Genomic DNA, 25,037 nt, shown 5'->3' with positions numbered 1-25,037 from the left:
AACAAAAAGCTACTTGCTTTGCCGTAGCGCACTCACGCTCAGATTGTCGATATAGAGGGTGCTGGTGGAGGCCCCGTTCATGACATAAACCTTTACCTCGTCTTCGGGGCGCGCTTCGGCGGGTAGCTGGCTGGCAAACTTTACCTCATCCCACAGGCCGGGCGTGCCGCCCCACAAGCTGGTTATCTCCCCAATTTTATTGGTAATGCGGATGGCCTGCCACTTGTACGGGTCGGAATTGGGATGCCGAAACTCGATTACCAGCTGTGGCATCCCGTGGATATTGTATACTTTTTCCGGAGAGTAGGCCTGCACCCGCGCCTCTATCCAGTCGCCGGCCCGCAGGTTGGCAGCTCCCAGCTGCCCCTGGTAGCCGGGACTGTAAGGATGCGCCTTATTTACGAGCAGCGCCGGCGGCATCTGGGCAAACGTTGTGGTGCGCGCCGAGCTGGTATCGTGGCTGAAATCGTTGAAATACACCATTTCGGTCTGGTAAAGCCGGGGGTCGGGGGCCGGCTCGTTGGTATCAAACTTGGTTAGCGCCTCCTTATCAACCTGCGTCTTACCGAAATAAACAGGCTATTGTGCGAGTACAGGCTGCAAAAAAACCTGTATACCAGGTAGTTACTTCCCAGGTGCACTGCCAGCAGCAGTACCGCGCTCAGGCGGTCGCTGAAGCAGCGCAGCAAAAATCGCCGGAGCAGCCCCAGCCCAGTAATAGGCCAGCCCGGCCAGGTATAGCATCAGCTGGTAGGGTGGCGAGTAGCCGTCGGCGGGGTACTTGCTAAAATGCTGGGTGTAAAAGTGCGCCGCCTGAAAAAAAGGCCACCACAGCAGGGCCTGCCTCTGGTGTACTTAATAACGTACTGGTCGGGGTTGGCGCGGTTGGTAAGCCCCGTGCGGTCGAGCAGCTCGGGCACAAACCCCTAGGCCATCCAAATCGTGGTAAACCGTGGTGGCGGGCAGGTAGAGGTAATACCCGAACATATCCCAGCGGGTCACCTTCAGGTCGGGCCAGTTGGCAGTAGAGGCAGCCATGCCAAGCAGCACGGCCACCAGCAGCCACATGGCTGCCCCGCCTGCGGCCCGGCGAGCAAAGCGTGAGGTGCTACGGCAGCTAGCGGAGTCATAGCTAAACGCAAGGAGAACAGGCCCGGAAGCAGGCTGGTAGATTAGTCGGCCCGCAGCAGTTGTAAGTCGTCGAGATAAGCTGGCTGCGTACTAGTGATGCGCCACATATATACTTTCACCCAGCTGGTAAAGGGCGCGCCCTTGGGCAGCGTAATGAGGTGGTCTACCTCGCACCAACGGTTAACCGATGACTTGGCCGTTACTTCCTTAATCAGGTCGAAGCTGTCCCAAAGCAGCGGCTTATCCTCGCCGGGGTTTTTAAGCTCCGTCACCAGCAATACGCTCGCCTTGTCATTGGGCAAAAAAACCAGCCGTGCACCCGCAGCTTGCTGAGCTGGGTGACGCTGAGCTTGCCAAACAGGTTGTCGTAGCCCATGCTATACTCCGCTGCCGGGTCAACTTTCGCAGAATAAGCGCCCGAATGTGCCCGCTCTTTTGTAAGCGAAGGCACGTTGGCACCATTCTGCTACCCGTCGAGGTCGTCGAAGCTGGTGGCCGCCAGCTGGCCCGCTAGGGCGCTGGCAGTGGGCCCGCCGCACGAAAAAAGGACAACGCCAAGAAGCCTAAAAAGAATAATTTTCATCACTTATCGCAAGAAGACAACGGGCAAAAGTAGGGCGCACGGACCAAGGAAACCATAACTAAGCTATATGCTTTGCTATGCGCGCAGCTTGTACAAACGCCCGGAGAGGAGTTTGTGCAGAATGGAGTCTAGTTTTGAGGTTCAATTTCAGGAGGCGTGGTCGCGGGCCAGCCTTTTCGCTCTTACTTTGGTGCAGTTCACAACCCTTTCCATCATCGTGCCCGTGTACAACGAGGGCCGCACGATACATCAGATTCTGGATTTGCTGCGCGAACTCGAACTGGTGAACGATATTGGCAAAGAAATTATCCTGGTGAACGACTGCTCCAGCGACGATTCCGCAGCTGTCGTCAAGGCCTATGCTGTACGCTATCCCGAGCTGGGCCTGCGCCTGCTCGAGCACGCCGTGAACCTAGGTAAGGGCGCGGCCCTGCACACGGGCATCGCTGCCGCTACGGGCGAGTACATCATCATTCAGGATGCTGACCTGGAGTACGACCCGCAGGAGTACAACCTGCTGCTCAATCCTGTTCTCAAGGGCTTTGCCGATGTGGTGTATGGCTCGCGCTTTATGGGCGGCAACCCGCACCGCATTCTGTTCTTCTGGCACAGTATCGGCAATGCCTGGCTCACGTTTCTCACCAATATGGTGACCGACCTGAACCTGACCGATATGGAAACCTGCTACAAGCTGTTTCGGCGCGACATTATTCAGGGCCTGCAACTCGAAGAAAAGCGCTTTGGCTTCGAGCCCGAAGTAACGGCCAAGGTGGCGCGGGTGCCCGGCGTGCGCCTCTATGAGGTAGGCATCAGCTACTACGGGCGCACCTACGCCGAGGGCAAAAAAATAGGCTGGCGCGATGGTTTCCGTGCCATCTACTGTATTCTTAAGTATGGTTTGTTGCGTCGCTGATTGTCTTGAAATAACATAGTTATATCCTTTATAAATGCCAGCTACCCAGTTATCCTGCTCTAAAGCACCGAGTTCACTTTGCAGGGCTCAATGCGCTCCGTTGTGCGGCTGCGCTGGCCATTGTTATTTATTATAGCACACTGGGAATACAAGAGGGTAAGCCATCTGCCCTAAAGCTTATACCGCATAACTAAACTGTAGGGGGTGACCTGTTTTTATAATAAGCGGCTTTTTAATAATCTGCTTATGTAAGCTCCCCTCAAAGTAGGCCAGTCAAAACTGGAGTTAGGCAGCTTGACGAAACTCCATGGGGGTTAGAAAGTTAAGGGCCTCATGCGGGCGCAAATGATTGTAATCGTACTGCCAGCTCTGGCACTGTTCGCGCACCTGCCGTAGCGTGGTAAAGAGATAGGCATTGAGCAGTTCGCGGCGAAACGAGCCGTTAAAGCGTTCAATATAGGCATTTTGGGTCGGGCTAGCGGGTTGAATCCAGTGCAACTCGATGTGTTGCTCCTGACACCAGGTCTGGAGCACCTGACTGATAAGTTCAGGGCCGTTATCCACCCGAATCCGGGCCGGCGAGCCGTAGCGGCTGACCAGGGTGGTGAGCAGGGCCACGACGCGAGCGGCCGGTAGCGAGAAATCGACTTCTATACCGAGCACTTCCCGGTTCCAGTCCTCGACCACGTTCAAGGTGCGGAAGCGCCGCCCATCGGTTAAGGCATCGCTCATAAAATCGAGCGACCAGCAGACATTGGGCTGGGTGGGTACTTCCAGCGGTCGTTTGACCCGTTCAGGCAACCGCTTCTTTTTGCGCCGCTTTCCCAGTTGCAAGCTCCTTGCCTGGTAGAGTCGCCAGAGCCGCTTGTGATTGACTACCACCCCGAGCTTGCGCAGCCGATAGTAGTATTTCCAAAAGCCCCAACCCCCATGCCGCTTGACCAGCGCCCGCAAGCGGGTGACCAGGTCGGCGTCGGTGGCTTGCAGTCCCCCACGGCCCCCACCCGACGGGGTGGCATAGCTCTCGCGGGCCAGGCCCGTTAGTCGACACGCCTGGCGCTGGCTCAGCCCCCGCTCGCAGGCGTAGTGAGCCGCTTCGCGTCGGGCCGTGGGGGTAACTACTTTTTTCGCAGCACCTCCTTGATCACCTGGTTTTCCAGACTTAACTCGGCGTAGAGCTGTTTGAGGCGGCGGTTTTCATCTTCCAGGTGCTTCAGGCGTTGCAACTCACTAGTGCTCATGCCACCGAACTTGTTTTTCCAGGCGTAGAACGTGGCTTCGCTAATGCTGTGCTCGCGACAAATCTGCGCGACGGTCTGCCCTTGTTCCTGCTGACGCAACATACCCACTATTTGGGCTTCACTAAATCGACTCTTTTTCATAGGGCTGGTAAAAAAAGGGGGGGGGGTGAAAATACCACCTTCCTCTAGTTTACACTGGCCTACTTACAGGGGAAGCTTACACTTACTCTTAGCTGAGAAAGCAAATATGCTAACCATCAGCTTAAGAAGCTGTTTGTATTTATTGTGTTGTTGAACGTCTTGGATAGCAGCAATTACGAAACCTTCACTTTCGCCGCTTTCAAGAAATACCTTATTGCCTGGCCCCTTTGCTTTATCTTCAGCTTCTTTGTTTTTCAATAATTCCCATTTTGTAAAGCTATTGGTTAAAAGCAGTATAATCGATTACTTAGGCAGGATATCGTTTAGTTTATATATGTATCAAAGTCTGGTTATTGACTGTCTTGGCCGGCACAATTGGCAACTGCCACAAAGTATGTATTATGGTCAGCCGTTCGGGGTTTTCGTGTTGACTGTGGGCGTTGCAGCAGTTTCAGATGAGCTATTTGAGAAGCAAATTTTAAAGCTGAAAAAATCGCTTTGAGATTATATATACCCAGCCAAGTGAGCAGACTCTGCCAGAAGCCGATTAGTACCTTCATTAACTGCTTGCTGCACTAGCAATATGCGTAGTAGAGGCATTAGAGCTAGGCGCTGGCAGAAGTAGATGCTGAAGCTGTTTAGGAAGTTGGGGCCGAAGCAGGCTGCCGGCGATACCGCCCAACCAGACTTCCTAAACAGCTTCGCTATCAGCAACGCATTAAATACCGGACGAGTCCTTAGTATCTGTGCGGCAGCCCAGGCTTCAGGATATTCTGCTTAGCTGTCCTATTCCAAGCCGGGCAGCTATAAGAAGAAGGCTGACTAACGCGCTATTTGGCTTCGTTGTCGAGCGAGAGCGACAGGTCATCGAGATAGACCGGCTGACTGTCATCGGCGCGCCAGAGGTACACTTTGAGTGTCGAAGTAGCTTTCGCTGTAGCCGGAATAGTGATTACCCGCTCTACTTGCTGCCACTCGTTGAACTTCTTCACTTCCTTTTTCAGGTCAATGCCATTCCAGAGCAGCACGTTATTAGTCGGAAGGGTAGGGTCTTTAATCTCCGTCACCAATTGGGCGCTGGCCTGGGGGCTCGGCAAATAAACCCAGCCGCTAATCTTTATTTTTTCGGGTCGGCTCGTGCTCATTCTGCCAAGGGTGTTATTGTAGCCCAGGCTATAGTCAATACCCGGCCGCACCGACACGCTGTATGCGCCAGAGTGGGCCTTCTCTTTCGTCAGGGAAGGTTGGGGCGTATCCCCCATCCAGCCATCAACCGATTCAAAGTTATTGCTGGCTAGCGAGTTGGCAGGGGTAGAGGTCGAGTCGCCGCAGCTGGCTAACGAGGCCAGCAGTAGAAGGGCTAACCAGTTTTTCATGAGTGAAGAAGGTAAATCTATAAAATTCAGGCTCAAAGATAGGCGCCGCTAATGCGAGTTGACGTAGGCAGGACCCCGGCAATAAACCTTGGGCTACGGCCCGCTTTTTTATTGGTTGAAGCACCAGCGCAGTTCACGGGAGCTGTAAGCGGGCTGCCCGCTTACAGCTCCCGGTATAGGTTGACTCCCTGTAATATTAAAGAAAGTCAATTTGTGTTAAAGTGTCTCGCCTACTCCTTAACCCCCTTGCTTTGCTACCTTTGCGGTCGCAATTGCTTACCCGCCCCGTGTCTAACCTTCCTGCTGATTTTTATGCGCACCCCACTGCCGTGCTCGATGCGGGCTGCCGCATAGGGGAAGGTAGCCGTATCTGGCACTTTTGCCATGTGGCGGCGGGGGCTGTACTCGCCGAAAACTGCTCACTGGGCCAGAACGTGTTTGTAGCCGATGGCGTTATGCTAGGCCGCAATGTGAAGGTGCAGAACAACGTGAGCCTTTACGGCGGCGTAGTATGCGAAGATGATGTGTTTCTTGGCCCGTCGGTGGTGTTTACCAATGTGCGCAATCCGCGCTCGGCCGTGCCACGCCGGGGCGAAGGCCATTACCAGACGACCTATCTGGAGCAAGGCGTGAGCATCGGGGCAAATGCAACCATTATCTGTGGCGTGCGGCTTGGGCGCTATGCCTTTGTAGGTGCCGGAAGCGTAGTTACGCACAACGTGCCGGCCTATGCGCTCGTCTACGGTACGCCCGCCCGCCAGCAGGGCTGGATGAGTGCTTATGGCCACCGGCTGCGCTTCGACGAAGCGGGGCGGGCCATCTGCCCCGAAAGTGGCCAGCACTACCAGCTAAGCCCGGATAAAAAAACAGTATTTGAAATCGATTAAAAATTGAGAATTAAAAATTGAAATGTGGCAGTAAGTGAGCCTGGGTTTGATTTTTAATTTTTAATTCATAGTTTATAATTCCTACAAAAGTGTACGACGAACTCCTCCGCAAAGAAGCCAAGCTGGCCGTGATTGGCCTCGGCTATGTAGGCTTGCCCATCGCCCTCGAATTTGCCAAGCAACTCTCGGTTATCGGCTTCGATATCAATGCTGGCCGCGTGGAGATGATGCGCAACCACCAGGACCCTAGCGGCGAACTCGATAGCTCAGCTTTCGAAGGCTGCGATATCACCTTTACCGACTCGCTGGAAGTGCTGCGGGAGGCCCGGTTCTTTATTGTGGCCGTGCCTACGCCCATTGATGAGCATGCGCAGCCCGACCTCAAGCCCCTGCTGGGTGCTTCGGGCTCGGTAGGCAAGGTGTTGAAAAAGGGTGACTACGTGGTGTTTGAAAGCACTGTGTATCCCGGCTGCACCGAAGAAGACTGTATTCCGGTAATGGAAAAGCTTTCGGGCCTGAAATTCCAGACCGACTTCAAGGTTGGCTATTCGCCCGAGCGTATCAATCCCGGCGATAAGGAGCACACGCTGACGCGCATCGTAAAAGTGGTGAGCGGTTGCGATGAAGAATCGCTCGACGTTATCGCTAAAGTGTACGAGCTGGTAGTAAAAGCCGGCGTTCACCGCGCCAGCAGCATTCAGGTAGCCGAAGCGGCCAAGATTATCGAAAATACTCAGCGCGATGTCAACATTGCCCTGATGAATGAGCTTTCGATGATATTCGACCGCATGAATATTAATACCTATGAAGTACTGGAGGCGGCCGGTACGAAGTGGAACTTCCTCAAGTTTTCGCCTGGTCTGGTAGGCGGCCACTGCATCGGCGTAGACCCGTATTACCTTACTTATAAGGCCAAAGAGCTGGGCTATGATGCCAAGGTTATCCTGAGCGGCCGGACGACCAATGACAACATGGGGCCTATATCGCCCGCAAAACGGTGCAGATGATGATTAAGCGCGGCAAGGACGTAGCAAAAAGCCGCGTACTGGTAATGGGCGCAACGTTTAAGGAAAACGTGGAAGATATTCGCAATTCGAAGGTGGCCGACGTTATTCAGGAGTTGAAAAATTTCTCGGTAAACGTGGATATCGTTGACCCCCATGCCAGCTCCGACGAGCTACACCACGAGTATGGCTTCCGCCTTACGGCCGCCGACAGCATTCGGCACGACTACGATGCCGTTATCGTGGCCGTCAGCCATCAGCCTTACGTGGCCAAGGATGAAGCGTACTTCAAGTCCATCACGGCCGACAATGCCATACTGGTTGATATCAAAGGCCTCTATCGGAGCAAGCCGATGCAGGAGCTTGGTTATTGGAGCTTATAGCATAACGGTAATGGTCAATTAACTGCTTGGCTTGCTAAGCTAAGCAGTTAATTAATTATTAACCATTAACCATTATTTATATATGAAAAAGATTCTCGTTACCGGCGGCGCTGGCTACATTGGCTCCCATACGGTGGTTGAGCTGGCCCAGGCGGGCTACGAGCCCGTTATTATTGATAATTTCAGTAATTCGAGAGAGTCGGTGCTGGACGGACTACGGGCCATTCTGGGTCATGATGTGACGTGCTATCCTATCGACTGCGGCGATGCCGACGCCTTGCGCCAGGTATTCAAGACGGAAGGCAACGTGCAGGGCGTCATTCACTTCGCGGCTTTTAAAGCCGTTGGAGAATCAGTAGCCAAGCCATTGATGTACTTCCAGAATAACGTGGGCTCACTACTCACGCTGCTGAAAGTAATGCCGGAGTTCGGAGTAGAAAGCCTGGTGTTTTCTTCTTCGTGCACGGTTTACGGTATCCCCGACGCGCTGCCCGTAACGGAGGCTACGCCCACCAAGCCGGCCTCGTCGCCTTATGGCCGCACCAAGCAGATGTGCGAAGACGTTGTGCACGATGTGTCAGCTGCGCCCGATAATAAGCTGCATACTATACTGTTGCGCTATTTCAATCCAATTGGGGCACATGAGTCGGCGCGGATAGGTGAGCTGCCGCTGGGCGTGCCTAATAACCTGGTGCCGTTCATCACCCAGACGGCGGCCGGTATTCGCGAGAAGCTGACTATAAACGGCAGCGACTACGACACGCCCGATGGCACAAACGTGCGCGACTATATCCATGTAGTAGACCTGGCCAAGGCCCATATCACGGCCGTGCAGCGACTACTCGACCGCAAGGCCAGCGAGGTGGTCGAAACGTTCAACGTGGGCACAGGCCAAGGCAATTCGGTGCTTGAGGTAGTAAAAACCTTTGAGCAGGCCAGCGGTCAAAAGCTGAATTACGCTATGGGCCCACGCCGTCCCGGCGACGTGCCGGCCATTTATGCCGATGCTACTAAGGCTGCGGACGTATTGGGTTTCAGTACGACCACCTCATTATTCGATTCGCTGGTCAGCGCCTGGAAATGGCAGGAGGCTTTAAAAAATGTGGGAAATTAAAAAATGGTAAATGTGAAAATGAGTAGGCTATAGATTTGCTTTTCAATGCACTTGCAATTTTCACATTGTTCTACAGCTCACATTTTTATCTTACAAATATGAAAATTTTAATTACCGGCGGGGCCGGCTTCATCGGGTCGCATGTGGTGCGGCTGTTCGTGACCAAGTATCCTGCCTACCAGATTCTGAATCTTGATGCCCTGACTTATGCAGGCAATCTGGAAAATCTGCGTGATATCGAGAACGCCGCTAACTATAAGTTTGTCAAGGGCGATATCGCCGACCAGGCATTTATCGACCAGCTCTTCGCCAACGAGGAGCCCGATGCTGTTATTCACCTGGCCGCCGAAAGTCACGTTGACCGCAGTATTACCGACCCGATGGCGTTTGTGAAAACCAACGTTATCGGCACCGTTAACCTGTTGAATGCCGCCAAAAATCTCTGGAAGCCCAAGGGTTTTGAGGGGCACACGTTTTACCACGTCAGCACCGACGAGGTATACGGCTCGCTTGACTTCGGCCCCGAGATGTTTACCGAGGAAACGTCGTATGACCCGCGCTCGCCCTATTCAGCCTCCAAGGCCGCGTCCGACCACTTTGTGCGGGCCTGGTACCACACCTACGGCCTGCCCGTAAAGCTGAGCAACTGCTCGAATAACTACGGGCCTAACCACTTCCCCGAGAAGCTGATTCCGCTGGCTATTCACCGCCTGCGCACCGGCCAGAAAGTGCCTGTGTATGGTAAGGGTGAAAACGTGCGCGACTGGCTTTTCGTGAAGGACCACGCCACGGCTATCGATGCAGTGTTTCATAAGGGAAAGCTGGGCGACACCTACAACATCGGGGCGTAAACGAGTGGCAGAACCTTAAGCTTATTGAGCTGCTCTGCGATGTGGTAGATGAGAAAACCGGCCAGCCTCAGGGTACTTCGCGCCAGCTCATCACCTTCGTAACCGACCGCGCCGGCCACGATATGCGCTACGCCATCGATAGCAGCAAAATCATGCACGAGCTGGGCTGGAAGCCGAGCGTAACCTTTGAGCAGGGCCTGAGCCAAACCGTTGACTGGTACCTCGCCAACCAGGAATGGCTCGACCATGTGACGAGCGGCGCCTACCAAGAGTACAACACCAAGCAGTACGCGGGCCGCTAAACCTATTTTGTTATTGCGAGCGCAGCGAAGCAATCGCACCTGCACGATACCCGAACGATTACGTTCTGATGCGATTGCTTCGCTGCGCTCGCAATGACAAACCGACAGCTCTATGTACGAGATTCCTTTCACCGACCAGCCCATCACTGAGCTAAGCTTCCTCGTAACGGGCGGCGCGGGTTTTATCGGCTCCAATCTGGTTGAATACCTGCTGAAGCACGGCGCGAAAAAGGTGCGGGTGCTGGATAATTTCTCCAACGGCTTCCGCAAAAACCTGCGTTTATTTGAAGGCAATGCGGCGCTGGAGGTGCAGGAAGGCGATATCCGCGACCGTGAAGCCTGCGCCCGCGCCTGCCAGGGTATCGATGTTGTGCTGCACCAGGCAGCGCTGGGCTCGGTGCCGCGCTCCATCAACGACCCCGTTACGACCGATGAGGTAAACGTGGGCGGCTTTGTAAAAATGCTGTTTGCGGCCAAGGAAGCCGGCATCAAGCGCTTCGTGTACGCGGCTTCGTCGTCGACCTACGGCGACCATCCCGGCCTGCCCAAGGTGGAAGACCGCATTGGTAAGCCGCTCTCGCCCTACGCCGTCACCAAGTATGCCAACGAGCTGTACGCCGACGTATTTGCTCGTACCTACGGCATGGAAATTATCGGCCTGCGCTACTTCAATATCTTCGGCCCGCGCCAGGATCCCGGTGGGGCCTATGCAGCAGTTATTCCGCTGTTTATCGACGCTATTCTGGAAAATAATGCCCCCACGCTCAACGGCGACGGTGGGCAGACCCGCGACTTTACCTTCGTGGCCAACTGCGTGCAGGCCAACATCCGCGCCGCGCTCACCACAAACTCCGACGCGCTGAATCAGGTGTATAATATTGCCGTGGGCGACCGCACTTCGCTGGTGCAGCTATACAACATCCTGCGCGAAGAAGCGCACTCCAGCCTGGAGCCCAAGTTTGGCCCCAACCGCGCCGGCGATATCCGCGACTCACTGGCCGACATCACGAAGGCTGAAACCCGGCTGGGCTACGCCCCGCAGGTGCGCATCCGCGAAGGCCTGCAAAAAACCTTGTCGTGGTTTAAGGACAACCAGGATTTTATCAAAGAGCGCAACTAAAGAAGCGCAGAGTCTCGCAAAGTTGGCAGGGTTCCGCAGAGTACTTAGCCAGCAACTTTTGCGAAACTCTGCCAACTTTGCGAAACTCTGCGCTAAAAACAACTCTATGAAAGGCATTATCCTCGCCGGCGGCTCCGGCACCCGGCTGCATCCGCTCACCCTGGCTGTCTCGAAACAGCTTATGCCGGTTTATGACAAGCCGATGATATATTACCCATTATCTATATTGATGATGGCTGGTATTCGGGAAATACTTATCATTACCACGCCCCACGACCAGGAGCAATTCAAAAAACTGCTTGGCGACGGCCAAAGCCTGGGCTGCAGCTTTCAATACGTAGTGCAGGAAGTGCCCAACGGCCTGGCGCAGGCCTTTGTGCTTGGGGCTGATTTTATTGGCCAGGACAAAGTAGCTTTGGTGCTGGGCGATAATATCTTCCACGGCGAAGGCATGGAGGAGCTACTCAAAGCCAACAACAATCCCGACGGTGGTGTGGTATACGCCTACCATGTGCATGACCCCGAGCGCTACGGCGTAGTGGAGTTCGACGCCAATAAAGTAGCCCTCAGCATTGAGGAAAAGCCGGCTCAGCCCAAGAGCAATTACGCCGTGCCGGGCCTATATTTCTACGATAACGACGTAGTTGAAATTGCCCGTAACCTGCAGCCCAGCCCCCGCGGCGAATACGAAATCACGGACGTAAACCGCGAGTATCTGCGCCGCGGCAAGCTAAAGGTGGGTATTCTGGGCCGGGGCACGGCCTGGCTCGATACCGGTACCTTCGAAAGTCTCATGCAGGCCGGCGAGTTTGTGCGGGTGCTGGAGCAGCGTCAGGGCCTCAAAGTGGGCTCTATCGAGGAAGCCGCTTTCCGCCAGGGCTTTATCGATGCTGCGCAGCTCCGCAAAATTGCTGCCCCGCTGCGCAAGAGTGGTTACGGCGATTATCTGATGAACCTGCCCGACCAATTGGTAATGGGCGGGTAAGAGAATAAATACAAAAAGGCAATGGGTAATATCATTCTAATCGTTTGAACAATATTGCCCATTGCTTACTACTCATTACTCATTGGTTAAGTATTAGCCGGAACGTAGTGCCTTTGCCCACTTCGCTCCACTTCACGAAAAGGCGGCCCTCGTGGTAGTTTTCGATGATGCGGCGGGCCAGCGCCAGGCCTAGGCCCAGCCGCGCTTTTTGGTGGTGTAGCCGGGCATAAATACGTTTTCGAGCTTGTTTTTAGGGATGCCTTTGCCGGTATCGGTAATGTCGATGGCAACCTGGGGGTGGGGCGTACGCCGGCGCCACCACTGCCGCCGGGGCTTTACTCGGCGCAGTCGCAGCGTAATGGCGCCGCGCCCGTCCATGGCATCCACGGCATTTTTGCAGATATTCTCGACTACCCAATCGAATAGCGGCACGTTGAGGCAGGCCGGCGTATCGAGCGGCAGGTCCGTTTCGATGGTGAATTTTACCTTGCGCGACACCCGGCTTTCGAGATAGGCAATGGCATTGCGGGTAGTCTGATACAGGTTTTCGGCCTTGAGCACCGGCACCGAGCCGATATTGCTGAAGCGCTCGGTAATGATTTCGAGCCGTCGGATATCCTTGCCCAGCTCTTCTACAATCGGCTCGTCCTGAAAGCGGTCCGACTGCCGCAGATATTCCTGCCAGCCCACCAGCGAGCTCAGCGGCGTACCTAGCTGGTGGGCCGTTTCCTTGGCCAGGCCCACCCACACCCGGTTTTGCTCGGCCCGCCGCGAATAGCTGAACGAGATATACGCCATAATGCCCAGGGACGCGATAACGGCCAGGGCCGCCAGCGGGTAGGTGCGCAGCTGCCGCAGCAGCCGCGAATCCTGATAGAAAATATAGTTGCGCGTGCCACCCGCCAGCTCAATCACAATGGGCGGGTGGCGCTTTTGCATTTCCTGCAATACCTCATTCATCCGCCGCACCGAGTCGGCCGCTGGCAGGTGCGTACCCAACCCCAGGTTCTTGGCATCGTTAATATTCTCGCCATCAGTCAGGATAACCGGGATGGTCGTGTTGGCTTCAATAATCTGCTCTTGTAAAAAAGGCAGGTTTTTAGTGTCTTCCGTATTTATAATGTAGCGCAACGTTTTGGCGTATAAGTCAATCTGGCTCTGCTCGCGCTCCGAGAGGCGTTGCACGAGCACGTTGGTATAAATAACAGTAGCCCCGGCAATAAGCAGGGCCATTACCAAGACCAAGAGCTTGATGCGCGATTTTTGGTCGTAAAGGGGAGGAAGCATAGGGGGTAAAGGTCGGGCCTGCTGCCCGGAGCGCAGAATACGCAGTTCAACGAGGAAAAGCCTGGGTTTGGGTAGTTACCGAGTCTTCCGAACCCAATCGGCACTCTACCTGTTTCCATCGCAGTTATTTATACCGTAATTTTGCAGGCCGGCCCAGCGCCGACCCGTGCTATGTCCCATCCGTTTAAGGCTGTCAGTTTATCTTTCCGGAATGCCCCACTTGCTATTCGCGAGCTGCTGGCGCTGGATGAGGCCGCCTGCCGTCGCTTTTTAGAGCAGCTGCGTACCGAGCTGTCCCTATCGGACCTGTTGGTGCTGAGCACCTGCAACCGCACCGAAATCTACTACGCCCACGAAGACGACCACTCGGCCGTCATTATACGGGCGCTGGGCCAGCTTAAGCACCGCGCCGATGCACTAAGCTTTGCCCCGTATTTCGACCTGTTTGCGGATGCCGACTCGGCCACCCGCCACCTGTTCGAAGTGGCCCTGGGGCTCGATGCGCAGGTAGTGGGTGATATGCAGATTATCAATCAGGTAAAAAATGCCTACCAGTGGACGGCCGATGCCGACGCGGCGGGTCCGTTTCTGCACCGCTTGCTGCACACTATCTTTTTTGCCAATAAGCGCGTGCAGCAGGAAACCAGCTTCCGCGATGGGGCGGCTTCTATGAGCTACGCCGCTCTGGAGCTGGTGGAAGAGCTTACCGCCGATGTAGCGAGTCCGCGCGTGCTGGTGGTAGGGCTGGGCGAAATAGGGAGCGATGTATGCCGCCACCTGGCCGATAGCAAGAGCTTCGGCAGCGTGACGCTCTGCAACCGCACCCGTGCCCGCGCCGAGGAACTGGCCGCCGAGTTTGCGCCCGGCCGCCTGCGCATTGCCGATTTCGAAAACCTGGCTGAAGCGCTGCGCGAAGCCGATGTTATCATCTCATCCATCAACCGCGATACACCGTTCTTTACCCACAGCCTGGTTGCGCACCTCGATGTGCTGAGCTACAAATTTTTTATCGACCTGGCCGTGCCGCGCTCCGTGGCCGCCGAGGTGGAGCAGGTGCCGGGCGTGCTCGTGTATAACGTAGATGCTATCCAGAGCAAGGCTTCGGCCGCGCTGGAGCAGCGGCTGGCGGCGGTACCGCAGGTGCAGGCTATTATCGCCGAAAGCATGGTAGACTTTGCCGACTGGAGCCGCGAGATGCTGGTATCGCCGCTTATTCAGCGCATGAAAGCGAGCCTGGAGCAGCTGCGTCAGCAAGAGCTTGACCGCTTCCAGAAAAAAGCTACCCCTGCCGAGGTGAAGCTACTCGACGAAGCCACCCGCGCCTTTATGCAGAAGGTATTGAAGCAGCATGTGCTGCACCTCAAAGCTGCTTGTCGCCGCGATGAGGCCGAGCAGCTGCTCCCGTTGCTTACGGATATCTTCGACCTGGAGCAGCAGCCTGTCAGAGCTTAAAAGCCGCTTTCCGGAGAAAAGCTGGCTTACTAGCAAGTTGAGCCCGGTTAATAGTCAGCTAGCTGACTATTAACCGGGCTCAACTTGCTATAGAACACGAGCTAGATACGGCCTGAGTAATCTTCCAGGGTATCAATAATCTTCAACAGCTGCGGAACAGCCAGCGAGTAGTAGATTTTGGTACCCAGCTTGCTCGACTTCAGTACACCGCGGTCTTTTAGAGTGATAAGGTGCTGCGAAGCAATAGCCTGGGGAATATCAAGTGCCTGGTAGATTTCGGTTACCGACATCTGATGGTCTTTGGTCTTGCTTTTGCCGAGCAGGTCTACAATGGCGAGGCGCTTGGGGTGCGAAAGCACTTTAAGCATGGCGGCTGCGCGGTCTAACTGCTCAGCTTCAACGCGGGAATGCAAAGGTTTCATGGTGACTTTAAATTAGGAATGGTAGAAGGTAGAATAGAAGAATGAACCCAATCACCTATTACTAGGGTGCCGGTGCTGCAAAGTAAACGAAAGAATACTATAGTACACCATACTTTCTGCATAAAAGGCAATAAAAAACTTGGGCGCTGTACTTGGGTAAGTACAATTTAGTGGTCTTAAATAGAGTTTAAGGCACTTTTTTGGATTTTGAATGTGGGGGCATGATTCATAAATTTTCCGGGAGGCAAGCAAAAAATTCATCCCGCGCTTTAGCCTCAGTTAGCTGGGCTATAGCTGCTGTAAGTTGGGAGGGGCTACACTTTCACCAGCTTTTCAGGAAGCAAAGGCGTCCCGAGGGTATACTACGCAAGCGCGGATGAGCGCGCTTTACCAGTTCTTCATAGAATGCAATAATTTGGGTGGCAAGTGAAGCGGAAGTGAAAGAATATTAAAGTTTTAGCATATGCAAGTGGGTTGCTTACCCGCAGCCTGGGGCCGTGGGCAAGGCAATCAGTAATTGCTAAACTACCGACTCACGTAAGGGCGCTTCTTACTTTTGCCCGTCGCGTTCCGGTTACAGCGGCTTTGCAGCCAGTATACTACCAGGTGTATATTGGATGAACTGGACTTTGCCAGGAGTTAGCCGGGGCAGCTTAAGGCCCGTAATACGTAAAAGGATAGGCTTGGACGGCGCTGCGTACCCGAGGCGTTTGATTTACCCGTTACCAATGGAGATACCTGACTTTTTGCGCCGAGAAATACTCGGTAACCAGCTGTTTGACTACCTGACAGCCGCAGTTATTATGCTGTTGGGAGCGGCGTTGAACCGGCTGCTGTCGCGGCTGCTGAGCAAGGCGCTGTTTCGCCTCACCAAGCGCTACACGGCGGGGGTGTCGGAAGCCGAGCTGCACAATCTGCTGATTCAGCCGCTGGGAGCTCTTTTGTTTCTGGGGCTTTTTACCTGGCCTTTAGCGTACTGCGCTATCCTATGCCCCTAGCGGCAGTGCCGGGGGTTGAGCCGTGGCCTAAGGTAGCGCTGCTCGGGCTGTTTCACCTGGGCGTAATTGCTACCGTAGTGTGGGTGATTATGCGACTGGTTGATTTTGCCTTGCTGGTGGTGCAGCGCCGGGCCGAGCTGACGGCCACCGCCGGCAGTCGGCGGCTCGACAGTCAGTTTCTGCCTTTTGCCAAAGATCTGCTCAAGGTTTTTATCGTGGTCATCGGCTTGCTCGTAGCGCTGGGGCAGGTATTTGCGGTGAATGTGACGGCCCTGATTGGCGGCCTTGGCATTGGTGGGCTGGCGGTGGCCTTCGCGGCCAAGGAAAGCCTCGAAAACCTGCTGGCCTCCTTTACCATCTTTATCGACCAGCCCTTCGGGGTGGGCGACCTTGTAACGGCGGGTAGTGTAAGCGGCACGGTAGAAAAAATCGGCTTTCGCAGCACGCGCCTGCGCACGGCCGAGAAAAGCTACCTCACGGTGCCCAATAAAAGCATGATTGACAAGCCGCTCGACAACCTGAGCCTGCGTACGGCCCGGCGGGTTGGCTTTACGCTGTATTTTGACCAGAAAACGACCAGCGACCAGCTACAGGCCATTATTCGGGAGGCAGTGGCGGCCATCGCCGAGCACGCGCTGGTGACGCAGGATGTGCAGATGAAATTCAGTGCCATCTCGCCCGCTGGCAAGGAGGTAACCGTACAGTATTTTGTCGAAACTACGAGCTACGACGAGTACCTCGACGTGAAGGAGTCGCTGAACTACCGTCTGCTGGAAGCTGTCGAGCACCAGGGCGGTAGCTTTGCGGTGGCGGCTCCGGCTGCGTCGGCGGCCTCGGCTTAGCCGGGGCGCAGCGGCTATTTTTGCCGGCCCGCAAAACTTGTGGGGCCCGTATAGGCTTTTTGCTGGCAAAAGCCGCCAACCGGCCCTTTTTTCCTCTCATGTCTGAAACGCTGTTCCTGAAGCCGGGTCTCCCCAAGGCCGCCCGCTACGCCGAGCTACATCCGCAGCTGAACGCGCTCACCGCCGACGAAGCCGACTGCACGGCCAACCTGGCCAACACGGCCGCCGTGCTGCGGCAGGCTTTCGGCTTTTTTTGGGTGGGGTTCTATATAGTAAAAAATGAAGAATTGGTCTTGGGCCCGTTTCAGGGGCCTATCGCCTGCACCCGCATCCGCAAGGGGCGCGGCGTGTGCGGTACCAGCTGGGCCGAGGCCCGCACCATACTGGTGCCCGATGTGGAAGCTTTTCCCGGTCATATTGCCTGTAGCTCCGACTCGAAGTCGGAAATAGTGGTGCCCATACTGAAAAACGGACGGGTAGTGGCCGTGCTCGACGTGGACAGCGACCGGCTGGCCGAGTTTGACGAGGCCGACCAGGCCGGCCTGGAACAGCTGATGCAGCTGGCCGGCGCCTGGTTTTGAGATAGTATACGTTTTGTCGTTTGGCCAGGCCCCGCAACGGCACTTGGCCCGGCAGCCGCTAGCAAGTAAAAACAATGGCTGACTATTCATCTTCCGCAGCCGAGGCTGCGGCCGAGCCGCTGGTAATAATGGGGGCGGGGCTGATAGGCTCCCTCCTTGCCCTGTACCTGGCGCGGCGCGGCCACCCGGTGCAGGTGTTTGAGCGCCTGCCCGACCCGCGCAGGCAGGGCTTGCTGGGTGGCCGCTCTATCAACCTAGCGCTCTCGGACCGGGGCTGGCGCGCGCTGGCCGGCGTGGGCGTGGCCGACGACATTCGGCAGGTGGGCATTCCGATGTACCGGCGCGTGATGCACGACGGGCAGGGGCAGCTCACGTTTCAGCCCTACGGGCAGGAAAACCAGGCCATCTATTCTATCAACCGCGGCAGCCTCAACTGTACCCTGCTCGACCTGGCCGAGCAGGAGCCGCGCGTGCAGCTGGCCTTCGGCCAGAAGCTGACCGGGCTGGACCTGCTGGGCCGCCGGCTGCATTTGCAGGATGTAGCCAGCGGGCACGAGCAGGATGTAGCCTACGAGCGGCTGTTTGGAGCCGACGGAGCTTTTTCGGCGGTGCGCGCCGCCTTGCAGCGCACCGACCGCACCGATTACTCGCAGCAGTATCTCGAATATGGCTATAAAGAGCTGACCATTGCCGCAGGGGAAGCCGGCAGCTGGCAGCTCGAAAAAAACGCGCTGCACATCTGGCCCAGGGGTAATTTTTTGATGATTGCCCTGCCTAACCTCGATGGCTCGTTTAATGCCACGCTGTTTTTCCCGTATGAGGGCGACAAGTCATTTGCCGCGCTGCAAACGCCGGCCGAAGTAGCTGCGTTTTTTGCCGCCACCTTCCCCGACGCTGTGCCGCTGATGCCGCAGCTTACCAACGAGTTCTTCGACCATCCGACGGGCTCACTCGTTACCATTCGCTGCTTTCCGTGGGCCTACCACGATACGGTGCTTTTGCTGGGAGATGCGGCTCACGCCATTGTGCCGTTTTATGGCCAGGGGATGAATGCCGGCTTTGAAGACTGCACGGTGCTCAACCAGCTGCTGGAGCAGTATGGCGAGGCCAACTGGGGTCAGGTGATGGCTGCCTTTGAGCATCAGCGCAAGCCCAATACCGACGCCATGGCCGACCTGGCCCTCTACAACTTTGTGGAGATGCGCGACCGCGTGGCCGACCCGCGCTTTCTGCTGCAAAAGCGCATTGAGAGCAAAATAGCCGCCCAATATCCGGGCCAGTGGGTGCCACTCTACTCGCGGGTCACGTTCTCGCCCGATACCTCGTATGCCGAAGCCTGGGCTGCCGGCCAGCGCCAGGAGGCCATCATGGCTCAGCTCATGCCGCACATTCAGGCCGAGGCCGACTACGGGAAGCCGGAAGTGCAGGAGCTGCTAACCCAGGAGTTCAGTAAAAAATAATCGCTTGTCATTGCCGGCGCAAGGCAGTGAAGCGCGGCAATGACAAGCGATTTAAAGAGGCAGCGCTGGCTAGGGAGCTACCGTGATAGTGCGCGTAACAGAGTTGTACGGGCCGGGAATCAGGTTGCCGCTGCTGTCGAGCAGTTCCAGCTTGATAGTGGCCTGGCCGGCCGGCAGGCCTTCCATCATGTAAGGCAGCCACTGGTCGAGCATAAACTCGGTGCCGTTGATAGTAGCCCGTACCTTATTGCCATCGGGAGCCAGCGTGGTATTCACGAGGTAAAAGTCCAGCATAATCTTCTGCGCATCTTTCCCCGAATAAGTATCCTTAGGGCGGCTGTAGAAGAGATGCGGGGCTTTCAGGTCAAAATTCAGGGGTTGGGTGCCGGCGGCCGGGGTACCTACCGTGATGGTGCGCAGGTCATAAGCGCCGACGTGCTTGAGGCTCTCGTGGTACGAGCGCGACAAAAACGACAGCACCACATGCTGGCCGTCGGCGATGGGCTTGGTAAACTTGGTATCGTAATGGGCCGTGTAGGGCTGGTTGTCCACGATGTTGTGGATGTGCTGGCCTTTCATCGAGTTGGCCATTTGCATGGCGTGGTCGCTGGCCGTCATCTTGGTCAGCTGAAAATTGGTGAGGTCGTACGAAAACGCCACCTCGCCGCTGGGCACCGTCGAGCCCTGAATGGGGGCGTTCAAAACCATTTGCGCCGTCGGAAACTTGGGTGAGTCGTTGTAGGGCGTGAGGGTGATACCGCCTTTGGTCTGGGCCTGGCCCGATACGGTAGAGGCGGTGCGCGGCGCCCCGATAGCGTTGGGACGGTCGGCGGGGCTAACGGTAGAGGTTTCGGCCTGCTGCGAAGTGCTGCAGCTGCCCAGCAGCGCCAAGGCAGCCAGGGCCATGGTACCACTAAGAGGGGTGGCGAATCGGTTCATGTGAAAGGAACAGAAAGAGGTAAGAAGTTCTGCAAGGTACGCGACGGGTGCGCCTTAAGGTTTTGTATTAACTTCGCGGTGGCTACTTACTGGTTGCTGCTGGTGGGAGGGAGCCGGCGGCCAGCAGCGTAAGCAGCTGGCCGGCTCAGCCCGCTACCAGAAGATAGCCGTCATCAATCAGCAACCAACAACCCCTTTTTGTTATGGCTGATAATCTGCCTGACCACATTCCATCGCTCGACCTGGCTGATTTTCGCTCGGGCGACCCCACTCGTAAAGCCAGGTTTGTGAAGGAGCTGGGCGATGCTTACCAAAGCATCGGCTTCATTGCTCTCAAAAACCACGGCCTCAACGAGGAGCAGACCAAAGAGCTTTACCACGACGTGCAGCAGTTTTTTCAGCTGCCCGACGAGCAAAAGCAAGCGTATGAAAACCCAGCGCTGGCCGGCCAGCGAGGCTACATCAGCAAAGGGAAGGAGCACGCCAAAGGCCGTAACACCGGCGACCTGAAGGAGTTTTACCACGTAGGCCAGGAGGTGCTTGATGACACCGACCCGGTGAAAAACGACTACCCAGCCAATATCTGGCCCCAGGAGGTGCCCCGCTTTGAGCAGAGTACGATGAAGGCGTACCGTACGCTGGAGGCGGCCGGCCAGGATGTGCTGCGCGCCATCGCCCTCTACCTGGAGCTGCCCGAAAATTACTTTGACGACAAGGTGAAGCACGGCAACAGCATTCTGCGCCCCATTCACTACTTCCCCATCGAAGACCCCGACGCGGTGCCGGCCGATGCCGTACGCGCCGCCGAGCACGGCGACATCAACCTCATTACCCTGCTGATGGGGGCCAGCGCCGATGGTCTGCAAGTGAAGCGCCGCGATGGCCAGTGGATACCGATTACGGCCCTGCCCGACCAGATTGTGGTGAACGTGGGCGACATGCTGCAGCGCCTCACCAACGGCGTGCTCAAGAGCACTATTCACCGCGTGGTAAACCCGCCCCGCGAGAAAATGAATACTTCGCGCTACAGCATTCCGTTTTTCATGCACCCGCGCTCCGAAATGAGCCTGGCTGCCCTGGCGCACTGCGTAACGCCCGATAACCCCAAGAAGGAAACCGACATCACGGCCGGCGAATTTCTGAACGAGCGGCTGATTGAGCTGGGGCTGAAAAAAAAGTAAAGCCTTTTTAGTTTAGAAGAGCGGCTCACGCTGTGGGTGTCGGCTTTCTGACTCACGTAAGTAACCAAAAAGTCCCTGACGCCACGCGTCAGGGACCTTTTGGTTGGGGCAAACGGCTAGCTTAGGCCTCGCTGCCCGGCATTAAGTAGTACCGCCGGTAGAGCCGCCGGTAGAGCCTGAAGTGGTGCCGCTGGTAGTGCCGGAAGTACTGCCTGAGGTAGTACCGGAAGTAGTGCCAGTAGTAGAGCCGCTGGTACTACCCGAAGTTGTACCTGAAGTGGTGCCAGTGGTAGAGCCACTGGTAGAGCCGGCCGTGGTGCCGCTGGTAGAGCCGGTTGTAGTGCCACTCGTGGTGCCCGAAGTGGTACCGCTCGTAGTACCTGTCGTGCTGCCGCTGGTAGTGCCCGAAGTAGTACCGCTTGTAGTACCTGAAGTCGTGCCCGAGGTAGAGCCTGTCGTAGTGCCACTGGTAGTACCGGAAGTACTGCCTGTGGTAGTACCCGAAGTAGTGCCACTCGTAGTACCGGAAGTAGAAGTGCCCGAGGTAGTGCCGCTGGTAGTACCTGAAGTTGTACCGGAAGTACTGCCTGAGGTAGAGCCAGATGTTGACCCAGAAGTACTGCCGGAGGTAGTGCCAGAAGTGGAGCTAGGAGTAACCGAGTCCTTATGACAGCTGCTGACGAGGGCTATTGACGAGCATAGTGCCGCGCCCGATATCAATGAAATCCAGTGCCTTTTCATAGAGTGAATAGAATTGGAAAGTTAAAAAATGCAGGCTTGTGCCTCTGGATTAGTATACGGCTGGCTTTTTCAGGGTTGAAAGAATTAACCCGTAAATCGGTCTTGCGAAATACCCATTTTGACTGCGTGTTTTGCCCCGATTGAAGGGGTAAGCAGGGCAGTAGCCTCATAAAGTAGTAGTATCGGCGCTATCTTCGGTACAGGTAATACCGTCCTTACTGTGCCTGCCGAGCCTATTATTCCAGTTACTTCGCCCGTGCCGCTGGCGCCGTTGCGCCGGGCCGGGCGGCGGCTGCGTCACACTCGCAACTTTATTTTTCTGAAAGACGTGGCCGCGCTGGCCTGCACCGCTTTTGGTGGCCCACAGGCACACCTGGCCATGATGTTTCGGCTGCTGGTGCATAAGCGCCGTTACCTCACGGCCGCCGAGCTGCTGGAGCTACAGGCGCTGTGTGCCCTTTTGCCGGGCCCGACTTCTACCCAAACCATGACGGCCATCGGCTTCCGGCTGGGCGGGCCCAACCTGGCGTACCTCACGCTGCTCATCTGGTGCCTGCCGGCGGTCACGGTTATGACCCTGGCCGGGCTGCTGCTCACGCATTTCGACGCCGCTTTTACCACGCGGCTGGTGCAGTTTGTGCAGCCGGTGGCGGTGGGCTTCGTCGCTTTCTCAGCCTACCGCATTGCCGAGAAGGTGATTCAAACCAAAACCTCGGTAGCGCTGATGGTAGCGGCCGCCATGGTGGCGTACTTTTTCCAATTGCCGGGCGTGCTGCCGTTGCTGCTGCTGGCGGGCGGGGCCGTGACTACGCTGCGCTACCGCAAGCACGCCATTGTGCAGAACAAGACGCCTATTCGGGTGGAGTGGGCCAATGGGGCGCTGTGGCTGGGCACTTTTGTGGCGGCCGCGCTGCTGGGCCACTACACCCGCCTGCTGCCCGTGCGCCTGTTCGAGAACTTTTACCGCAACGGCTCGCTGGTATTTGGGGGCGGACAAGTGCTGGCCCATTGCTTTTTGCCGAGTTTGTTGAGTACAAGCGCTACCTCACAGGGCCGGAGTTTTTGTCGGGCCTGGGGCTGGTGCAGGCGCTGCCGGGACCAAATTTCTCCTTTGCCGCCTACATCGGGACGCTGGCCATGCGCCCGCTGGGCGGCATTGCGCCGCAGGTGCTGGGGGCCGTGGTAGGCACAGTGGGCATCTTTTTGCCGGGTACTTTCCTGATATTCTTCGTTATCCGCTTCTGGGACGGCCTTCGGCAATACCGCGTGGTCAAGGCCTCGCTCGAAGGCGTGAACGCCGTGAGCGCCGGCCTGGTGTGCGCGGCGGCGCTGCTGCTCTACCATCCGCTGCCCGACCGCCTGCTGGCCCTGCCCGGCCTCTGGGCCAGCGCCCATCGCCTGGCCCTGCCCCTCAACCCCCTGCTGGTAGGTCTCACGTTTCTGCTGCTGCTCTGGGAGCGGGTGCCGAGCGTAGCGATAGTGCTGGCCGCGCTGCTGGCCGGGGCCTTTGTCTGAACCGCAGATTTAGCGGATTCTTCGGATTGGTCGGATTTTGGGGACGATTAATCCGAAGAATCCGAAGAATCCGCGGTTCAGACATTACCGATTGGTGATTTCCACATACGCCTTGCCCGTCACGGGCTGGCCGTTGTGGGTGCCGCTTACTTTGCACATGCCTTCCCAGTAGTACATGGTGAAGGCGTGGAAAAAGCGCAGTGCCAGCTCCTGGTTGGGCACCAGTGGCTCCACTACCAGGTCGTAGCCCTGGGCGGGCACCTGTACGCGCCACTTGGCGGGGTATTTCCTGCCGGATGCGGGGCTGGTCCAGTAGGTGAGGGGCGTGAGCTGAAAGTCATGGCCCGAGAGGTGCATATTCTGGTTGTCGGCGCTGTAAAATGAGCCGTTGTTGAGGCCCTGGCCGGTGGCATTATTGCGCAGCGTGTTAAGCATCAGCTCCTCGCGGGGCTGGTCGAGCTGAATACTGAGCCAGTCCCAACCCACGTCCTTGCTCACAATGCTGGTGCAGTTCCACTGACGGTCATACCACAGCTCGCCGCTTACCTGGTGGGTTTTGCCGCCCACCGTGAGCGTGCCCGTAGTAGCCAGGCGCGGATACGAGTAGTAGCCGGCCGTGATACCCTGGCCGTAATTTTCGTAGCCGGTGCCGCCATGCAGCAGCACTGGCTTGGTAGGCGTAGTGCTTAGGTTAAGCGCGTAGCCGGCGTTGTTTTTGCCGGTGAGGGCGGCTTGCAGCTGGTAAGTGCCCTGCTGGCCGTCAAATTTCCAGACCTGCCCGGCCTTATGGTCGCGCAGGCGCACGGGCAGCGAGTCGGTGAGCAGGCGCGGCAGCTTGCCCAGCTTATAGTCATATTTAAACTGCTGGCCCTGCGGGTCGGTCAGGGCCACGTTTACCATCTGGTAGTCCTGCTTGCCATCCTTCAGGTTGAAGTGAAAGAAAACGTATTCCACGCCAAATTCCTCGCCCGTGGCCTGGTCGCGCAGGTGGCCGGTGAGATACCACCATTCCAGCGAGTTTTTGGGGTGCGGCGCTTCCTCGTGGGGCAGCTCGGCGCGGGTGGCGGTAGGGTTGAAGCGGGTAGTGGGTACCGGCTTAAAGGAAGCGCAGGCAGAAAGCAGCAGCGAAAGCAGCAGGGCCAGGGGTAATCGCGTCATACCCTGGCAAAAGGACTTTTGGGGGCGAAAGGTTTAGCAAAAACGCTACTTTACCCAGCTCGAAAAGGCTTGGCCAGCCAATACTTGCTCCAGTTGAAAAAGCGGCGCGGGTGCCAGGGCCACGGTCGCTGGTAATAAATGCCACCCGCTACTACTACCTCGCCTAGTAGACCATGCACATCGGGTTTCAGCGCAACAGCTAACGGCTGATTATCTGCAGCTATAACCAGCTGTTCCTGGGAGCTATATCCAATAAAGCTAAAAGCCAGCTGTGCCGAAACTGTACCAGCCGCCAGCGGCAGCACAAAGTGGCCGCTGGCATCGGTCGAGGTGCCGGTGGTCGTGCCTTTCAGCAGAACCGTCACGCCTGGCAGCCCTTCGTGCGTGATAGAATCAGTTACCACGCCGTGTATTGCTAGGGCCCGCCCGG

25 protein-coding genes and 3 pseudogenes are annotated in these 25,037 nt (G+C 56.5%); 16 read left to right on the top strand and 12 right to left on the bottom strand.

Features of this window, described 5'->3' with window-relative positions; translation table 11 throughout:
* Positions 1 to 9 precede the first annotated feature (9 nt).
* From GKZ67_RS16925 to GKZ67_RS16915, 3 genes are all read right to left on the bottom strand, one after another.
* A complete protein-coding gene (locus GKZ67_RS16925) occupies positions 10 to 483 on the bottom strand; it encodes a hypothetical protein (RefSeq protein WP_173244650.1) in 474 nt (157 codons plus the stop codon).
* Positions 484 to 855: 372 nt separating this feature from the next.
* Positions 856 to 1,068, bottom strand: a complete 213-nt coding sequence (locus tag GKZ67_RS16920) for a hypothetical protein (protein ID WP_173244647.1) — start codon at positions 1,066 to 1,068, stop codon at positions 856 to 858.
* Between the two features lie 104 nt (positions 1,069 to 1,172).
* Positions 1,173 to 1,433 (bottom strand): hypothetical protein, encoded by a 261-nt coding sequence (locus GKZ67_RS16915; RefSeq protein WP_173244643.1) that lies wholly within the window; start codon positions 1,431 to 1,433, stop codon positions 1,173 to 1,175.
* Between the two features lie 468 nt (positions 1,434 to 1,901).
* Here GKZ67_RS16915 and GKZ67_RS16910 point away from each other — a divergent pair, with 468 nt between their 5' ends.
* Complete coding sequence (locus GKZ67_RS16910) at positions 1,902 to 2,627, top strand: glycosyltransferase family 2 protein (RefSeq protein WP_254244897.1); 726 nt, start codon at positions 1,902 to 1,904, stop codon at positions 2,625 to 2,627.
* A gap of 285 nt (positions 2,628 to 2,912) precedes the next feature.
* Here GKZ67_RS16910 and GKZ67_RS16905 read toward each other — a convergent pair.
* From GKZ67_RS16905 to GKZ67_RS16895, 3 genes are all read right to left on the bottom strand, one after another.
* Positions 2,913 to 4,009, bottom strand: a protein-coding gene (locus GKZ67_RS16905; RefSeq protein WP_173244637.1) for an IS3 family transposase whose coding sequence is annotated in 2 segments (ribosomal slippage) — positions 2,913 to 3,757 and positions 3,757 to 4,009 — 1,098 coding nt in all. Because the reading frame shifts where the segments join, the coding sequence is not laid out codon by codon here.
* Between the two features lie 63 nt (positions 4,010 to 4,072).
* Positions 4,073 to 4,267: a hypothetical protein gene (locus GKZ67_RS16900; RefSeq protein WP_173244634.1), complete on the bottom strand. Its 195-nt coding sequence runs from the start codon at positions 4,265 to 4,267 to the stop codon at positions 4,073 to 4,075.
* A 572-nt stretch (positions 4,268 to 4,839) separates the two neighbouring features.
* Positions 4,840 to 5,385 (bottom strand): carbohydrate binding domain-containing protein, encoded by a 546-nt coding sequence (locus GKZ67_RS16895; RefSeq protein WP_173244631.1) that lies wholly within the window; start codon positions 5,383 to 5,385, stop codon positions 4,840 to 4,842.
* A gap of 287 nt (positions 5,386 to 5,672) precedes the next feature.
* On the opposite strand from GKZ67_RS16895, the gene GKZ67_RS16890 reads away from it, so the two are divergent.
* The 6 genes and pseudogenes from GKZ67_RS16890 to rfbA all read left to right on the top strand — a co-directional run bounded on the left by GKZ67_RS16890 (position 5,673) and on the right by rfbA (position 12,031).
* Complete coding sequence (locus GKZ67_RS16890) at positions 5,673 to 6,272, top strand: acyltransferase (protein ID WP_173244628.1); 600 nt, start codon at positions 5,673 to 5,675, stop codon at positions 6,270 to 6,272.
* An 89-nt stretch (positions 6,273 to 6,361) separates the two neighbouring features.
* A pseudogene (locus tag GKZ67_RS16885) lies at positions 6,362 to 7,659 on the top strand (nucleotide sugar dehydrogenase).
* An 82-nt stretch (positions 7,660 to 7,741) separates the two neighbouring features.
* Entirely contained in the window at positions 7,742 to 8,773 is a 1,032-nt protein-coding gene (gene galE / locus GKZ67_RS16880) for a UDP-glucose 4-epimerase GalE (protein ID WP_173244625.1), read from the top strand.
* 98 nt (positions 8,774 to 8,871) lie between these two features.
* Positions 8,872 to 9,926, top strand: a pseudogene (rfbB, locus tag GKZ67_RS16875) (dTDP-glucose 4,6-dehydratase).
* A gap of 112 nt (positions 9,927 to 10,038) precedes the next feature.
* The gene (locus GKZ67_RS16870) at positions 10,039 to 11,046 is read left to right on the top strand and encodes an SDR family oxidoreductase (RefSeq protein ID WP_173244621.1); all 1,008 of its coding nucleotides are present in this window, start codon (positions 10,039 to 10,041) and stop codon (positions 11,044 to 11,046) included.
* Between the two features lie 106 nt (positions 11,047 to 11,152).
* Positions 11,153 to 12,031: a glucose-1-phosphate thymidylyltransferase RfbA gene (gene rfbA / locus GKZ67_RS16865; RefSeq protein WP_173244618.1), complete on the top strand. Its 879-nt coding sequence runs from the start codon at positions 11,153 to 11,155 to the stop codon at positions 12,029 to 12,031.
* 79 nt (positions 12,032 to 12,110) lie between these two features.
* On the opposite strand, the gene GKZ67_RS25310 is transcribed toward rfbA, so the two are convergent.
* Both GKZ67_RS25310 and GKZ67_RS16860 read right to left on the bottom strand, forming a co-directional pair.
* Positions 12,111 to 12,197 (bottom strand): hypothetical protein, encoded by an 87-nt coding sequence (locus tag GKZ67_RS25310; protein WP_410505085.1) that lies wholly within the window; start codon positions 12,195 to 12,197, stop codon positions 12,111 to 12,113.
* A 23-nt stretch (positions 12,198 to 12,220) separates the two neighbouring features.
* The gene (locus GKZ67_RS16860) at positions 12,221 to 13,318 is read right to left on the bottom strand and encodes an ATP-binding protein (RefSeq protein WP_254244896.1); all 1,098 of its coding nucleotides are present in this window, start codon (positions 13,316 to 13,318) and stop codon (positions 12,221 to 12,223) included.
* A 171-nt stretch (positions 13,319 to 13,489) separates the two neighbouring features.
* Here GKZ67_RS16860 and hemA point away from each other — a divergent pair, with 171 nt between their 5' ends.
* Positions 13,490 to 14,770, top strand: coding sequence for a glutamyl-tRNA reductase (gene hemA, locus GKZ67_RS16855; RefSeq protein ID WP_173244615.1), 1,281 nt, complete (start codon positions 13,490 to 13,492; stop codon positions 14,768 to 14,770).
* A 101-nt stretch (positions 14,771 to 14,871) separates the two neighbouring features.
* Here hemA and GKZ67_RS16850 read toward each other — a convergent pair whose 3' ends face one another.
* Positions 14,872 to 15,138: an ArsR/SmtB family transcription factor gene (locus tag GKZ67_RS16850; RefSeq protein ID WP_254244895.1), complete on the bottom strand. Its 267-nt coding sequence runs from the start codon at positions 15,136 to 15,138 to the stop codon at positions 14,872 to 14,874.
* Between the two features lie 782 nt (positions 15,139 to 15,920).
* On the opposite strand from GKZ67_RS16850, the gene GKZ67_RS16845 reads away from it, so the two are divergent.
* The 4 genes from GKZ67_RS16845 to GKZ67_RS16830 all read left to right on the top strand — a co-directional run bounded on the left by GKZ67_RS16845 (position 15,921) and on the right by GKZ67_RS16830 (position 19,073).
* Positions 15,921 to 16,190, top strand: coding sequence for a hypothetical protein (locus GKZ67_RS16845; RefSeq protein ID WP_173244612.1), 270 nt, complete (start codon positions 15,921 to 15,923; stop codon positions 16,188 to 16,190).
* On the top strand, positions 16,181 to 17,032 hold the full coding sequence (locus GKZ67_RS16840) for a mechanosensitive ion channel family protein (RefSeq protein WP_173244609.1): 852 nt from the start codon (positions 16,181 to 16,183) through the stop codon (positions 17,030 to 17,032). Before GKZ67_RS16845 ends, GKZ67_RS16840 begins: the two co-directional genes overlap by 10 nt.
* Positions 17,033 to 17,130: 98 nt before the next feature.
* Positions 17,131 to 17,613, top strand: coding sequence for a GAF domain-containing protein (locus GKZ67_RS16835; protein ID WP_173244606.1), 483 nt, complete (start codon positions 17,131 to 17,133; stop codon positions 17,611 to 17,613).
* A 74-nt stretch (positions 17,614 to 17,687) separates the two neighbouring features.
* Positions 17,688 to 19,073: an FAD-dependent oxidoreductase gene (locus GKZ67_RS16830; RefSeq protein WP_173244603.1), complete on the top strand. Its 1,386-nt coding sequence runs from the start codon at positions 17,688 to 17,690 to the stop codon at positions 19,071 to 19,073.
* 69 nt (positions 19,074 to 19,142) lie between these two features.
* On the opposite strand, the gene GKZ67_RS16825 is transcribed toward GKZ67_RS16830, so the two are convergent.
* The gene (locus GKZ67_RS16825) at positions 19,143 to 20,012 is read right to left on the bottom strand and encodes a hypothetical protein (protein WP_254244894.1); all 870 of its coding nucleotides are present in this window, start codon (positions 20,010 to 20,012) and stop codon (positions 19,143 to 19,145) included.
* Positions 20,013 to 20,215: 203 nt separating this feature from the next.
* On the opposite strand from GKZ67_RS16825, the gene GKZ67_RS16820 reads away from it, so the two are divergent.
* From GKZ67_RS16820 to GKZ67_RS24755, 4 genes and pseudogenes are all read left to right on the top strand, one after another.
* Complete coding sequence (locus GKZ67_RS16820) at positions 20,216 to 21,193, top strand: isopenicillin N synthase family dioxygenase (protein WP_173244600.1); 978 nt, start codon at positions 20,216 to 20,218, stop codon at positions 21,191 to 21,193.
* Positions 21,194 to 21,374: 181 nt separating this feature from the next.
* Positions 21,375 to 21,863: a hypothetical protein gene (locus tag GKZ67_RS16815; protein ID WP_173244597.1), complete on the top strand. Its 489-nt coding sequence runs from the start codon at positions 21,375 to 21,377 to the stop codon at positions 21,861 to 21,863.
* Positions 21,864 to 22,313: 450 nt separating this feature from the next.
* Positions 22,314 to 22,679 (top strand): annotated as a pseudogene (locus GKZ67_RS24760) (chromate transporter); the annotation flags it as partial.
* A 119-nt stretch (positions 22,680 to 22,798) separates the two neighbouring features.
* A complete protein-coding gene (locus GKZ67_RS24755; RefSeq protein WP_317172172.1) occupies positions 22,799 to 23,449 on the top strand; it encodes a chromate transporter in 651 nt (216 codons plus the stop codon).
* Between the two features lie 84 nt (positions 23,450 to 23,533).
* On the opposite strand, the gene GKZ67_RS16805 is transcribed toward GKZ67_RS24755, so the two are convergent.
* Both GKZ67_RS16805 and GKZ67_RS16800 read right to left on the bottom strand, forming a co-directional pair.
* Positions 23,534 to 24,607 carry a lipocalin family protein gene (locus GKZ67_RS16805; protein ID WP_173244595.1) on the bottom strand — a complete coding sequence of 358 codons (1,074 nt, stop codon included), beginning with the start codon at positions 24,605 to 24,607 and terminating at the stop codon, positions 23,534 to 23,536.
* 50 nt (positions 24,608 to 24,657) lie between these two features.
* Positions 24,658 to 25,011, bottom strand: a complete 354-nt coding sequence (locus tag GKZ67_RS16800) for a carboxypeptidase-like regulatory domain-containing protein (RefSeq protein ID WP_254244893.1) — start codon at positions 25,009 to 25,011, stop codon at positions 24,658 to 24,660.
* Between the last annotated feature and the right edge of the window lie 26 nt (positions 25,012 to 25,037).

The sequence above is a fragment of the Hymenobacter sp. BRD67 genome, from assembly GCF_013256425.1.
Classification (GTDB): domain Bacteria; phylum Bacteroidota; class Bacteroidia; order Cytophagales; family Hymenobacteraceae; genus Hymenobacter.
This window is presented reverse-complemented; position numbering and strand designations above follow the sequence as displayed.